Source organism: Streptomyces sp. NPDC002265 (genome assembly GCF_040296125.1).
Lineage (GTDB): Bacteria > Actinomycetota > Actinomycetes > Streptomycetales > Streptomycetaceae > Streptomyces.
Map to the genome: position 1 here is coordinate 1 of NZ_JBEOWS010000287.1, position 12,684 is coordinate 12,684.

The 12,684-nt window shown below is 69.2% G+C and carries 12 protein-coding genes and 4 pseudogenes; 11 read left to right on the forward strand and 5 right to left on the reverse strand.

Features of this window, described 5'->3' with window-relative positions; all coding sequences use genetic code 11:
- From tnpA to ABT085_RS34985, 4 genes and pseudogenes are all read left to right on the forward strand, one after another.
- On the forward strand, positions 1–221 hold a 221-nt coding region (gene tnpA / locus ABT085_RS34970; protein WP_351617339.1), incomplete at its 5' end, for an IS200/IS605 family transposase.
- Between the two features lie 573 nt (positions 222–794).
- Positions 795–1,055: pseudogene (locus tag ABT085_RS34975) on the forward strand (M23 family metallopeptidase); the annotation flags it as partial.
- Between the two features lie 141 nt (positions 1,056–1,196).
- Positions 1,197–1,664 (forward strand): annotated as a pseudogene (locus ABT085_RS34980) (peptidoglycan-binding domain-containing protein); the annotation flags it as partial.
- Positions 1,665–1,820: 156 nt separating this feature from the next.
- Positions 1,821–2,816, forward strand: a complete 996-nt coding sequence (locus tag ABT085_RS34985) for a D-cysteine desulfhydrase family protein (protein ID WP_351617342.1) — start codon at positions 1,821–1,823, stop codon at positions 2,814–2,816.
- 236 nt (positions 2,817–3,052) lie between these two features.
- On the opposite strand, the gene ABT085_RS34990 is transcribed toward ABT085_RS34985, so the two are convergent.
- The gene (locus tag ABT085_RS34990; RefSeq protein ID WP_351617365.1) at positions 3,053–3,322 is read right to left on the reverse strand and encodes a chaplin; all 270 of its coding nucleotides are present in this window, start codon (positions 3,320–3,322) and stop codon (positions 3,053–3,055) included.
- A gap of 365 nt (positions 3,323–3,687) precedes the next feature.
- Between ABT085_RS34990 and ABT085_RS34995 the strand changes: the two genes are divergently transcribed.
- Positions 3,688–4,674: an L-threonylcarbamoyladenylate synthase gene (locus tag ABT085_RS34995; protein ID WP_351617345.1), complete on the forward strand. Its 987-nt coding sequence runs from the start codon at positions 3,688–3,690 to the stop codon at positions 4,672–4,674.
- A gap of 327 nt (positions 4,675–5,001) precedes the next feature.
- Here ABT085_RS34995 and ABT085_RS35000 read toward each other — a convergent pair whose 3' ends face one another.
- Positions 5,002–5,643, reverse strand: a complete 642-nt coding sequence (locus ABT085_RS35000) for a carbonic anhydrase (RefSeq protein WP_351617348.1) — start codon at positions 5,641–5,643, stop codon at positions 5,002–5,004.
- Between the two features lie 616 nt (positions 5,644–6,259).
- On the opposite strand from ABT085_RS35000, the gene ABT085_RS35010 reads away from it, so the two are divergent.
- On the forward strand, positions 6,260–6,775 hold the full coding sequence (locus ABT085_RS35010; RefSeq protein ID WP_351617351.1) for a GNAT family N-acetyltransferase: 516 nt from the start codon (positions 6,260–6,262) through the stop codon (positions 6,773–6,775).
- 115 nt (positions 6,776–6,890) lie between these two features.
- Here ABT085_RS35010 and ABT085_RS35015 read toward each other — a convergent pair whose 3' ends face one another.
- Positions 6,891–7,070, reverse strand: a complete 180-nt coding sequence (locus ABT085_RS35015; protein ID WP_351617354.1) for a DUF6480 family protein — start codon at positions 7,068–7,070, stop codon at positions 6,891–6,893.
- A 276-nt stretch (positions 7,071–7,346) separates the two neighbouring features.
- Between ABT085_RS35015 and ABT085_RS35020 the strand changes: the two are divergent.
- Positions 7,347–8,065: pseudogene (locus ABT085_RS35020) on the forward strand (transposase family protein).
- Positions 8,066–8,552: 487 nt separating this feature from the next.
- The gene (locus ABT085_RS35025) at positions 8,553–9,308 is read left to right on the forward strand and encodes a DUF4142 domain-containing protein (RefSeq protein WP_351617357.1); all 756 of its coding nucleotides are present in this window, start codon (positions 8,553–8,555) and stop codon (positions 9,306–9,308) included.
- Between the two features lie 104 nt (positions 9,309–9,412).
- On the opposite strand, the pseudogene ABT085_RS35030 reads toward ABT085_RS35025, so the two are convergent.
- Positions 9,413–9,588: pseudogene (locus tag ABT085_RS35030) on the reverse strand (IS5/IS1182 family transposase); the annotation flags it as partial.
- Positions 9,589–10,128: 540 nt separating this feature from the next.
- On the opposite strand from ABT085_RS35030, the gene wrbA reads away from it, so the two are divergent.
- From wrbA to ABT085_RS35050, 3 genes are all read left to right on the forward strand, one after another.
- Entirely contained in the window at positions 10,129–10,743 is a 615-nt protein-coding gene (gene wrbA, locus ABT085_RS35040) for an NAD(P)H:quinone oxidoreductase (protein WP_351617359.1), read from the forward strand.
- Positions 10,744–10,942: 199 nt separating this feature from the next.
- On the forward strand, positions 10,943–11,236 hold the full coding sequence (locus tag ABT085_RS35045) for a muconolactone Delta-isomerase family protein (protein ID WP_351617368.1): 294 nt from the start codon (positions 10,943–10,945) through the stop codon (positions 11,234–11,236).
- Positions 11,237–11,322: 86 nt separating this feature from the next.
- Positions 11,323–11,694, forward strand: coding sequence for a YybH family protein (locus ABT085_RS35050; protein ID WP_351617362.1), 372 nt, complete (start codon positions 11,323–11,325; stop codon positions 11,692–11,694).
- A gap of 703 nt (positions 11,695–12,397) precedes the next feature.
- On the opposite strand, the gene ABT085_RS35055 is transcribed toward ABT085_RS35050, so the two are convergent.
- Positions 12,398–12,684 (reverse strand): TetR family transcriptional regulator C-terminal domain-containing protein (locus ABT085_RS35055; protein ID WP_502982875.1); only part of this gene is annotated, 287 nt, incomplete at its 5' end.

A 12,684-nucleotide genomic window follows, 5' to 3' on the forward strand; every position in this document is an offset into this window, starting at 1 on the left:
ACCTCCTCGTGCACTACCCGCCCAAGGTCGCCGTCTCCAAGCTGGTCAACAGCCTCAAGGGCGTCTCCGCCCGCCGGATACGGCAGCAGTTCACCGGCCGGATCAACCGCGCCCTCATGCACGGGCACCTGTGGTCGCCCTCGCATTTCTCCGCATCGCGCGGGGGAGCACCGCTGACGATCGTGCGCCAGTACATCGAGCAGCAAAAACGTCCGCTGTAACGTGCACGTCAGAGCAGTCTTGAGATGCATTCATCCCCGGCGTGAACGCCGGGGCTTTCCGCAAGAGTCCCGGTAACCGGTCCGTGCCTGGCACCACCGCCCAAGGCGGCCGGGTGACCTTCGGAAATACCCGGGCCATACCGACGCAGGGCACGCTCAGCGCACCGGTCGCTCCCCCGCCGGCGAACTGACGACGAGGGCCGTACATGGCTGCCCCCACCTCGGCCCTCATCGTGACCGCCATGCAGGCGACACACCGCGACCGAACGCGGCCGTCCCGCAGCGCCCAGCCACCGCGGAAGGGCACCTGCCGTCCCATCGCCGCCCGCACACCCCGCCCCAGACACGCATGAACTCGGCACCAAAGAAGGAGACACGTTGACATCCCTCATCCGCACGCTCAGCCCAGGGCTGCTCGGCCGACTACTCGTGGCTGTTGCCGCCCTCGTCGTCCTGCCCTGGCAGGCCGCGGCGCCGGCCGCCGCGGCGGCCCCACCCATCGCCTTCCAACTGCCCTTCACCTGCGGCCAGCAGTGGCGACTCGACACCTGGGCACACGCACCCGCGCTCGACATGGTCCGCGACCCCGACCAGGTCGGCACCGAAGGAGCACCGGTGCTGGCTCCGGCCTCCGGCACGGTCCGGCAGTCCTTCTACCACTCCAACGCCGGCAACATGATCCAGATCAACCACGGGCAGCGCTACTTCACCACATACCTGCACCTGCAGAGTCGCGATGTCAGCGTCGGCCAGACGGTGCAGCGCGGCCAGCTGATCGGCCGGGTCGGCAGGACGGGGCCTACCTCGAACAACCACCCGCACCTGCACTTCGAGCTCGCCTACGACGCCGACAACAACGGATCCGCCACCTGGGGCAACTCCACCTCCGAACGGATCCGCCCCTGGTTCAACGGCGTCGAGTACGGCCAGACCAACGGCCAGACCTGGCGGAACGTCACCAGCAACAACTGCGGCGGCACGCCAGCGCCCACCTGCAACGGCGTCAACCTCGACTTCACTGCTTACCCCCTCATCCAGCAGGGATCCACCGGCAGTCTGGTCAAGGCGGCGCAATGCCGGCTGATCGCCGCCGGACACAATCCGGGAGAACCGGACGGCGACTTCGGGCCCAACACCCAAACGGCGACGAAGGCCTTCCAGTCCTCCCGGGGCCTCACGGCTGACGGTGACATCGGCCCCAGGACCTGGACGGCCCTGCTGTCGTACGGCTCGACACCGGCGCTGCAGAACGGGTCGACCGGCGCGGACGTCAGCCGACTGCAGCGAGCACTGACCGCGGCACTCGGCCGCACCGTGGGCATCGACGGCGACTTCGGCTCCAACACCGAACAAGCCGTGCGCGACTACCAGACCACCCGCAGCCTCGGCGCCGACGGCGACGTCGGCCCGCAGACCTGGGCAGCCTTGCAGGCCGGACGATAACCACCCTCGTGGGCGGGGAAGCACGGCAACTGCGCCCACGACCGGCGTCGGATCGGCCGCGAGGCCGGGCGGTAGCGTTCATGTTCCGCGGGCAGGAGGCCGTGTGCGACGAGTCCGCCGTCGCGTGCCCGCGGCCGATGTACGAGGCTTTCCCCTGTGAACACCACTGAAGTCACCCCCAGCTCCCCCTCCCCCGTCTCGCTCGGGACCTGGCCGACGCCTGTCGAGCCACTGCCCCGGCTCGCCGCCGCGCTGGGACTCGGGGAGCATGACCTCCTCATCAAGCGTGACGACCTGACCGGCCTGGGCGGTGGCGGCAACAAGGTGCGCAAGCTGGAGTGGACCGTCGGCGCCGCACTCGCCGCCGGCGCGGACACGCTCGTGACGACAGGGGCCCCGCAGAGCAATCACGCCCGGCTGACCGCTGCCGCTGCCGCCCGGCTCGGCCTCCGCGCCGTCCTCGTCTTCCCGGGGACCGACGGCGCAGCACAGTCGGGCAACCTGGTCCTCGACGGACTGCTGGGCGCCCGCGTCGTATGGTCCGGCGCCACCGACCGGAAGACCCTGGACGCGGCGGCGGCCGACGTCTGCGCCCGCCTGGAGGAACAGGGCGCCCGCCCGGCCCTCATCCCCTTCGGCGGTTCGAGCCCGGTCGGGGCGCTGGGATACGTCCGGTGCGGCGAGGAACTGGGCCAACAGGTACCCGACCTCGACACCGTGGTCGTGGCGCTGGGGTCGGGCGCGACCATGGCCGGGCTGGTCGCCTCACTCGGCCCGGACCGCGTCCTCGGCGTCGACACCGGTGCCCTCGACGACCCCACGCCGGTCGTCGCCGCGCTCGTCGCAGACCTTCTGCCCGAGCCCGTACGATCCGAGCGGCTGCGCATCCGCGTCGACCAGATCGGCGCCGGCTACGGAGCCCTGACGGAGCAGGTCGAATCCGCGCTCACCGTCACGGCACGCACGGAGGGAATCATCCTCGACCCCGTCTACAGCGGCCGGGCCATGGCGGGGCTGATGGCCGCCGTGCGAGACGGCGACATCCGACCAGGCCGCACGACCGTGTTCGTGCACACAGGTGGGCTGCCGGGGCTCTTCGGGCACCCGGCTGCCGTCGCCTACGGGGAGAACAGTGTGATCAACGGCCTGTGAGGCGGGATCGTGAGCGGCGGACCCCGATGCCCAAGGGTGTCCGTCGCCCCTGATGCACGCCCTGTCCGACCTCGTCCACGACGCAGAGCTGCTGATGGGAATTCCCCCAGTCCATGCCGGCGAACACCCCGGCTGTATCTGCGGTGCTGGTGGGTAACGAATGGTCCATGGGCATGGTTTTCGGTGCCCGGGCAGGAGTCCAGGCGCCCCGGAGCGGGCCCGCTGCGGCTGTCGCGTCACATGTCTGCGTGCCGGCCGGTGTTGACGCAGGCGTTGCCGAGGGACGGGTTCAGCAAGCCGATCACATCGACGGTGTTGCCGCAGGCATGGACCGGGATGTTGATCGAAACCTGGACCACGTTGCCCGACAGCACCCCCGGCGAGCCGACCGCAGCCGCCTGCGCGCCGCTGTGGGCCGACGCAGCCGCCGCGCCGGCGAGCAGCACCGCGCCCGCAGCAGCCACCAGACCCGCACTGCGCATCACCCGAGAGCGCAGATATGTCATGTTCACATACCGTCCCCCTCGTTGCGGCAGCAGCCGCAAGCGCCGGCCGGACGCGTGCCGCGTCCAGGCACCGGTGATCCGCTGCCACCATGTGCGTAAACCGCTCAGGACGACCTGGATCACCCGATCGTGCTACAGCGCGGCACCCGCGAAGTCTTCGGGCCTGCCCAGCTCATCGCCGACAGGCCGTCACATCCCGCCATCCCGCTCGAGCGACCGCTGGAACGCGCCCGGCCAAGGGCGACCGGTCTCGGAAAACAGCCATGAGCGCCCAGCAGTTGATCTCGAACGATTCCGGGGACCGATGGACCCGTGGTCGGTGCTGAGACTGAGCAGAACCGCCGCCGGTCCCTGACGCACCTAGGATGGCGAGGGTGACGGCAAGAACCAGTGACATCGACAAGGCGGCCGGCGTGCTGCGCGCCGGGGGCCTGGTGGCCCTCCCGACCGAGACCGTCTACGGACTGGGCGCCGACGCGGAGGACCCCGCCGCCGTCTCGCGCATCTTCCAGGTCAAGGGACGCCCGCCCTCTCACCCGCTGATCGTCCACATCGGCGGCGCGGAGCACCTGGACGACTGGGTCCAGGAGGTACCTGCGACGGCCCGCCTGCTGGCCGAACGCTTCTGGCCGGGGCCACTGACGCTGGTCCTGCGGCGCGGTCGCCGGGTGCCCCTGGAGGCGACCGGCGGCCTGGAGACAGTGGCCGTGCGCGTGCCCGACCACCCCGTGGCACTCGCGCTGCTGTCGGCCTTCGGTGGCGGTGTCACGGCCCCGTCCGCCAACCGCTTCGGCTCGGTGAGCCCCACGACCGCGGACGACGTCCGTGCCGAGCTCGGCGACGCCGTCGACTTCGTGCTGGACGGCGGCCCCTGCAAGGTCGGTGTCGAGTCGACCATCGTCGACGTCACGGGCGAGACCCCGACCATCCTGCGGCCCGGCGGGGTGACACGCGAGGACCTCGAAGCGGTGCTGGGGTGCCCGCTCGCAGTCCCTTCAACCAGCCACGTGCGGGTGCCGGGCCAGCATCCGTCGCACTACGCGCCGCGGGCACGGGTCGTCCTGGTCGAGCAGGAGAAGGTCGTCGCCGAAGCGGAACTGGCGCAGGAACTGGGGCACCGGGTCGGCGTCTTTCTTCCTGCCGCCTTCGCCGACGCCGAGGTGAAAGCACACGCGGTGGTGCAGGTCCCCGGTTCGATGGCCGCCTACGCGCGCGGGCTGTACGGGTTCCTGCGCGAGCTCGACCAGCACGGGTGCGACCTCATCGTCGCGTCACTACCGACGCAGGAGGGGCTGGGACTGGCGATCGCCAACCGGCTCCGCCGCGCCGCGGGGCCCCGAACCAACGTATGACCGGCGCCGACACGCTCCCTTAGCTGCCCCCGGGTGCGGAGACCTGGCGGATTCGGCTGAGCCTTCGCCGGTCGGGCAGGCCGGACACAGCTCCTGCCGCCCGTCGTCGGTGACGAGACCGTTCCCCATCCCCGCCGCACCTCGCAGCCCGCGCCCCGCGCCAGGTCGGCACGGGGCGGGCGGTGCTGGGCGTGCGGTCGGATCCGCAGCCCTCGGTGGTGCCCTTCGGGGGTGATGGAGCGGTGAACCCGGTGGATTCCCCGTCCACGAATGGGGGTCTTCCTCCGACCGGGGCACATCACGTGGGGGCAGCCATGGCCGGGATGGTCAGGACGCGGCAGGGACCGCCGCATCAAGGCCGTGAGAGGCGACGAGTTGTGCACTGCCGTCGGCCAGCCGGTAGGACAGTCCCACCACACCGAGGCGGCCGGCGGCCACCCCCTCAGCCAGGACGCGCGAACGTTCGAGCAGCAGATCCACGGTGTGCTCGATGTGCTCGGCCAAAATCTCCTCGTCCGTCTCGCGTCCGGCGGCGCGGGCTGCCAGCACGCTCGGCGTCACCCGCTCGACGACATCACGGACGAAGCCGCCGGGCACCTTGCCACCGTCGGCCGCGGCACGGGCGGCTGCGATGGCCCCGCACGAGTCGTGGCCGAGCACGACGACGAGCGGGGCGTCGAGCACGCTCACGCCGTACTCGACGGAACCGAGGACTTCTGCACCAGCGACATGCCCAGCGGTGCGCACCACGAACAGATCGCCAAGGCCGCGGTCGAAGATGATCTCGGCGGCCAGCCGGGAGTCGGAACACCCGAACAACACGGCGAAGGGTTGCTGGGACGGTGCGATCTCGGTGCGGCGTATGGCGTCCTGGTTCGGGTGCTCGGGGGCGCCTGAGACGAAGCGCTGGTTACCGGCCATGAGCAGCTCGAAAGCGTCGCGGGGCGTCGGGTTCTGGATCTCGGTCATGGCGGCAGCCTACGAAAGGGCACCGGCCGTCGCACGGCCTGGTCCCGCCAGAGGCCGTCGGACCAGGCCACGCCGTCGGCCCTGTCACCACCCCCAGGCGCCGGGCAAGGACGGTCTCAGAGCGGAACCTCAGCGCGACTCGCTGGCGAGGGCACGAGCGTGAGGGGTGGTAGACGACACGAACGACTCTGCGGTCGATACTTTCGCGCACACGGATGATGTGGCCCGAGCCCTCCAGCCGGTCGAGCCACGCTGTCGCGGCCCCGGCCGCCAGAAAGCGCCAGTACTCCCAGCCTGCGCTTGCGTCCCCGTCTCGCCGCCTCGCGCTTTCATGAACCCACACACCTGAGCGTTACCAGCATGTCCCGAAGTGCTTTTGGCCTGGTGCGATAGGGCATTACTGGGTTCTGATGGTCAGTGAGGGGACTTCACTCCTGGGGTGAAGAACAAGTAGCGGGTGATCGTCGGTCGAGCCGGCCCCGGGAGGTTCCGGGTCTCTCCGGTGGCCCCGAACGGTGTTGCAGGCGTCCCGCGACAAAACTCCTTGCCGATCTGCAGATGGGGACCTATCGTCGGTCGGCCCGCACCGCCCCCGCCCCCGCCTCGAAGGACGTTGATGTCTGTCCGCCCCGCCGTCGCCGGCGACGCCGACTTCCTCTGGCGCATCCTGCTCGAGGCATACAACTGGAACGGCGAGCAGCGGTTCACTGCCGAGCGGCTCGCCGCTGAGCCGCACGCCGCGCGCTACCTCGAAGGCTGGCCCCGCAGGGACGACTTCGGGGTCATCGCGGAGACCGACGCCGGCGAACCGATCGGTGCGGCCTGGGCGCGGCAACTCCCCGAGAGCGAGCCCGGATACGGCTTCGTCGCTCCGGACGTTCCCGAGCTCACTCTCGGTCTGTTGCCCGAACACCGCGGCCGCGGGCACGGCCGGGCCCTGATGGAGGCGCTGATCGAGACCGCCGCCGAGGGACCGGCCCCGGTCGCTCGGCTCAGCCTGAGCGTCGAGGACGGCAACCCCGCTGTGCTCCTCTACACCGCCCTCGGCTTCACCCGAGTCGGGCGCAGCGGCAACTCGGACACGATGGTTCTGGACGTCCAGACCTGTCCCACGCCGCTGAACAATCGTTGATTCCCGCGCCCTAACCAGACCCAAGCGCGGCCACCGGTCCACATTTCAGCCGCCGCCGACAATGTGGAACGACCCTCCGCGCACGACCGGCGCCCTCCGGGTTGCGGCTGGACTTTCAGAGGTCGACCATTCGCGCAATGAAGAACGCGGCAAACAACAGCACCCCCAGAACGATCAAACCCAACCATAGATACGGATGCTCCCAGATGCCGCCATCCGGGCGTTCTTGGTGCGCTTCAGCTGTTGATCCCTCAACGGGCGGGGTCTCCGTGGGCCGATGAAGTGGTTCAGTCATGGCACATACCGCTTTCATCTGGTGAGGCACAGCCAGGTTGAAGCGGCAATCGTTCCCGCTTCGATCCTCGGACAGCCGATCGCCCTGACAGCCAACCCGCCCGAGCCCCTCGGCCGGGTCCCTGGGTCGGCATCTGGGTATCCGCGCCCATGGGTGGAACCGGTGAAGGAGCAATCTCCTCACTCTCGGACTGTGCGCGCGTCGAGCGCGCCACTCGCCTTAACTTCGCCAGCACGCCCCCCGCAGGATGCACGTGCGGCAAACCCGCACTCGGCGTTGAGAACAACGTCGCGAACGGTGACCACGCATGATCCTGCTGCAGGCACCCGGTGGCGAGCCTGAGCGCAGTCCGACAGGCCCGGCTCACCCCCGCCCACCTCCGCGACGGTCAGCCCTGTGCCCAGCTCGCGGCCGGTTTCGGAATCGGCGCCGCCACTGTGTACCGGTACGTCACCGAAGCCGTCGAGCTCTTGGCCGCCCTGGCCCCGCACTCGCCGAAGCCGCAGGGGGCCCGTCAATGAAGGCGTACGTGACCCTGGTCGGGACGCCTCTACCGATCGACGGGACCGCCACCGACCGTCCCTTCTGCTCAGGCAAGCACAGGAAACACGGCATGAACTGCAAGGTCACAGCCGATCCGAAGGGGTGTCTCCTGCGGGCTACACCGGCCCTGGCCGGTGCCGTCCAAGACGTTCGGGCCACGCGGGGGCACGGCATCATCGACGCTCTCGCCAAGGCTGACATCGCCTGCTGGGTGGACAAGGGCCAACCGGGCCCAGGAGGCACAGTCCGCCCCCTACCGCGGCCGATGGGACAGCCTTTCCACCGGTCAGCAGGCCTTCAACCGATCTCTCGCGAAGGTCCGGGCACCGGTCGAACAGGCCATCGCCACCCTCAAGTCCTGGCGGCTTGTGCGCAGGTCCCGCTGCTCCGCCACCCACATCGCGAGCCTCGTCCAAGCCGTCCTCACCCTCCATCCGACCAGCTCAGACTGAAGTTGGAATAGGCCCACGGAGTCTGCGCATTCGGCCACCCGCCCGGCAGGGATCGGTCTCGAGGCGCTGCGGCGGTACGCACACCTGAGGGACCAGCGATCACCACCCGGTGGCGACGGACATCCATCATCTGCCGCCGGATGCTCCAAGCTCGACCCAGTCGGCAGCGTGGTATCAGCTGACGCGATCGCCGGCCAGTCTCGCCACACGCAGCAGCGGCCGGCTCACCGCGTTACTGACGGCACGGCTGAAGCAGATGCCGTAGCGCTGCTCCTGCGTCAGCGAGGGACTCGTCGCCAGAATCGGATTCAACCTCCAACTGCTCAAGCTCGGTTGTTGGAGATCTCTGGTCCGGAATTTTCGCCGACCGAAGAGTCTTTTCTCTGCCACATCCGTACTGCTGTGTGGCCGAGCCGCCTTTGAGTGGGACCCACGACCAGCAGGAGACACAGTGCGCGTTTCGCCACATTCGATGCTAGCGATCTTCGTGGGCGGCATCCTCAGCCTGACCCTCGCAGGGCTCGTCTACCCGAGCATGTTCGGATTGAATACGGCCGCCAGCTCAACGGACCGGGTCATCGCCCAGACCCAGTGGGGCCCGCTGACCGAGAGTGATCGTGATTTCGTGGTCAAGGTGCGGGCGGCCGGGCTGTGGGAATACCCGGTCGGTCAGATCGGTCTCCAGCAAGGCACTTCGAAGGCGGTCATCACCGCAAGCCAGCACCTCATCGACGGGCACGCCGCCCTCGACACCACCTGCCGCAAGATCGCGCCGATGCTGAACATCACGCTGCCCAACATCGCGAGCCCTCAGCAGGAAGGCTTCGTGAGCACACTCAAGGCGGACAGCGGCGCCGAATTCGACACCGACTTCGCAAACATCCTGCGAATGACACACGGTTCCATCTTCAACACCGTGGCAAAGATCCGCTCCACCACCAAGAACACGCTCGTGCGCGCCCTGGCCGACCAAGCCAACGACACCGTCCTGGACCACATCACGGTGATGGAGAAGACCGGTCTGGTCGACTTCGACCAGACCCTCTTCCAGCAGACCACCCCGCCTAAACTGCCCGCGACCGATGTGACCCCGCCACCGCCGGTCTTTGGCCAGCCGCCAGTGGTGCTCACCCCGCCGCCGACCGCCACCGCCACACCGGTGAACATCGACGCCATCGCCGGCCGCCGCACGGGCACCGGGGGAAGCGGGGCAATCCCCGGCTCCAGCCCGACCGTGGGCTAATAAAAGACGGCGCAGGCAGATGAACGTGCAGGCGATGACCGTGAATGCCAGAAAGTGCTCGGCTTTCCCTTCGTAGCGTCGGTGCACACGGCGGCAGCCGGCGGGCCAGGACATGGTGCGTTCGATGGTCCAGCGGTGCCGGCCGAGCCGCTGCGAGGACTCGATGCCCTTACGGGCGATGCGGTGGGTGACGCCGCGCTTGCGTAACCATTGCCGCAGGCGGGTCGTAGCCCTTGTCGGCGTGCAGCTTGCCCGGTCTGCGTCGTCGGGGTCCCTGGCCTGGCGGGAGCCCGGGCGTCCGCGGAGGGAGGCCCGGGCTCGACGGTCCGGACTCACAGAGGCCCGGGGTGCCGTCTTGCGCAGCGCCCCGGGCGTGTGTCGAATGTCAGTGGCCGGCGCGCTGACCGCCGTCGACGTAGAGGATCTCGCCGGCGACGAAGGACGCGTTCTCCAGGTATAGGACCGCGTCCACGGCGTCCTGGACCTCACCCATGCGGCCTTCCGTTCCGGGAGAGGCGCCGGTCCGGCCGGTTCGTCGAGGCACCGACGGACGGCGGCACCGATGGCCGGAGACTTCGCCCGCCGTGCGGCGGGCAGCCGGCGGCAATCCCGGCAGTCGCGCCCAGGGCCGCTTGCAGACCGCCGTCCAGGGGTGCGCCTGACGGAGATCGTCCGGTCCCACCCCTCCCGGCGGCGCCGAGTGCCGTGTGCCGTGTCTCACGGCCGGCTGGATTGACGCTCACCGGGACGGCACATAGTTTCGACATAGACGACCGGTCGGCTACTGGCCGCCGCACCCCCATCCGAACGGAACAGATCCATGGACACCACCCCCGTCAAGCTCGCCGTCATCTACTACTCGTCCACCGGCACGATCACCGAGATCGCCAAAGAGCTCCATGACGAGGGCCTCAAGGCGGGTGCCGAGGTCCGCCTGCTGAAGGTCGCCGAGCTCGCCCCCCAGACCGCCATCGACTCCAACCCGGCCTGGGCCGCCCACCACGCGGCCACCGCAGACGTACCCCAGGCCACCGCCGAGGACGTGGAGTGGGCCGACGCCGTGATCTTCGGTACGCCCACCCGCTTCGGCAACGTCTCCGCCCAGCTCAAGCAGTTCATCGACACGCTGGGCGGCCTGTGGGCCCAGGGCAAGCTCGCCGACAAGATCTACAGCGGATTCGTCTCCAGTGCCACGGCTCACGCCGGGCAGGAGGCAACCCTGCTTTCCCTCTACACATCGATCCATCACTTCGGCGGCATCACCGTGACCCCCGGCTTCACGGACCCGCACAAGTTCGTGGACGGCAACCCCTACGGCACCTCCCACGTCGACGGCCAGGGCGCGAATCCCGTGGACGAGGTCACCCGTACCGCTGCCCGGATCCAGGCCGAGCGCGTGGTCAGGCTCGCCGGCGCGTTCAAGGCAGCCGCCTGAGGTCCGGGCCCGCGGTGCCGGCGGGTCACCGCGAATGGGCCGTTCCCCAGCGTCGGCGGGGTGAGGACATCCCGCCGTCCGGTCACATCCCGCCTTCTGGGAGCGCGCGGGCCGTACACGGCCCGCAGGCATCGAAGACCTGCCGATGGGTGACAGCCCTGCTGCCACCCGTCGGGACCGATCCGTGGAAGAAGAGGTCATGAATGAATATCTGGTGGAGCTGACCACCACTGTGCCTGACGGAACCGAGTCGGCGGAGGTCGACCGGCGACGCGCCGCCGAATCCGTACGGGCCAAGGAGCTGGCAACCCAGAAACGCCTGCTCCGGCTTTGGCGCCCGGTGGGCGAGCTTCGCAGCATCGGGGTGTGGCGTGCCGAGGACGAGAGGGATCTGCGGGAGAAGGTTCTGGGGAGTCTGCCCCTGTGGCCCTGGATGACCGCAGTGATCACCCCCCTGGAATCACACCCCAACGACCCGAGCCCGACGCACTGAATCGGGCGATGCACGGCACCGACAGGGCGGCCGATCCGCCGCCGAGCACGGTGCCCGGTACGTGCAGGCGAATCGAGGAGCCACTCATGGAGAACACGCAAGCGCAGCGATCGGTCCTGCGCGGTGTCATGGACCGATGGAAAGACGCGGTCGACGCGCACCGGCCCGAAGAAGTGGCCGCATGCTTCACCGAGGACGCGATCTTCCAGGGACTGCGCCCCTACAGTGTCGGACGTGCAGGGGTCGCCCAGTACTACGCCTCCCAGCCGCTCGGCCTGGTGGCGGAGTACGAGGTGCTGGAGACCCGCGCACTTGCCGAGGACGTCCTGCTGGGATACCTCAGCATCGACTTCTCCTTCACCGACCGGCCGACGATTCCCGTCACCCTCGGCGTCGCCCTCAGACGTCTCGCGGGTGAGTGGTACATCGGCCACTATCAAGTCGCTCGGCGCGACTGACACACGGGGGAATATCCGCACACGGTGAGCTGGTGCACCTCTGCCGACGCACCGGCTCATCGTGCAATCGGCACCTCCGTTCGGCGGGCGACGCCTTGAGGGACACATAGTGCTGACGGGCACGACGGCATCGACGAGCTCGCCACTCTGCACGGCGGGCGTCCGACCGCCCGGCACCGCGGACCTCTCGCATCCCAGCGAACGCAGCCGCAGCGAAGGTGGTTGCCGGATTACGGCACAGAGCGACGGACACGGCCTCTGGTATTGGCACCTTGGGGGCGCAGGGACGGTGACCCACAGGGGAGGCGACCTTCTGCCTGGAAACAGTCTTCGCGCCGATCCGGACCGGCAACCACGCGAGCGCGCGCCCCCTGGGACAGGCTGTGACCGGTGCCGGTCGGCACACCGGGCGTATTCGCCCATGAACCGGTCGCGGAGCGATATCTGCGAGATCCTGTCGCCGGGCGTGGCGCACGGATCGCGCGCGAAGTCGACCGTCACCGTCGTATCGCATTTCGCCGTCGCCGTCGGCAGCGGCTCCGCCCGCACCTCCGCGCCCGCCGGGAAGGAAACAACGGTGTGCCACCGCCCACGCGCGGGTACCTCACCGACGCCCCACGGTGGCTGCCGAGTACGGCGATTCGCCCGCTCCCGGGCCGATGGGAGCGTGACCCTCACAGACCAAAGGCCGGAATGGCCCCCGTCAGGTGCGGACCGGGACCTGGAGATCGGGAACGCCCAGCAGGGCGAGGCTGCTCGGCCAGAGCCTGTTCAGCCGGGAGGGGTTGTTGTACAGCTTCGCGAAGAGCACCTGGCCCTCGAGCTGGGCCACGATCGACTGGGCGGCGTCGTGGGTGTCGGCCACGGCCACGTCCCCACGCTCCCGAGCCGCAATGATCACCGCCTCGACCATCTCCACCTGAACCTCGAATATCTCCTGCAGGCGCCCGCGCACGGCATCGGCCTGGTTGCTCATCTCCAGGGAGAGAT

Bases quoted from the DNA above. Each gene is read 5' to 3' on its own strand.
- ABT085_RS34990 (WP_351617365.1), bottom strand. From the start codon at position 3,322: ATGACATATCTGCGCTCTCGGGTGATGCGCAGTGCGGGTCTGGTGGCT.
- ABT085_RS34995 (WP_351617345.1), top strand. From the start codon at position 3,688: ATGGCGAGGGTGACGGCAAGAACCAGTGACATCGACAAGGCGGCCGGC.
- ABT085_RS35000 (WP_351617348.1), bottom strand. From the start codon at position 5,643: ATGACCGAGATCCAGAACCCGACGCCCCGCGACGCTTTCGAGCTGCTC.
- ABT085_RS35010 (WP_351617351.1), top strand. From the start codon at position 6,260: ATGTCTGTCCGCCCCGCCGTCGCCGGCGACGCCGACTTCCTCTGGCGC.
- ABT085_RS35015 (WP_351617354.1), bottom strand. From the start codon at position 7,070: ATGACTGAACCACTTCATCGGCCCACGGAGACCCCGCCCGTTGAGGGA.
- wrbA (WP_351617359.1), top strand. From the start codon at position 10,129: ATGGACACCACCCCCGTCAAGCTCGCCGTCATCTACTACTCGTCCACC.
- ABT085_RS35045 (WP_351617368.1), top strand. From the start codon at position 10,943: ATGAATGAATATCTGGTGGAGCTGACCACCACTGTGCCTGACGGAACC.
- ABT085_RS35050 (WP_351617362.1), top strand. From the start codon at position 11,323: ATGGAGAACACGCAAGCGCAGCGATCGGTCCTGCGCGGTGTCATGGAC.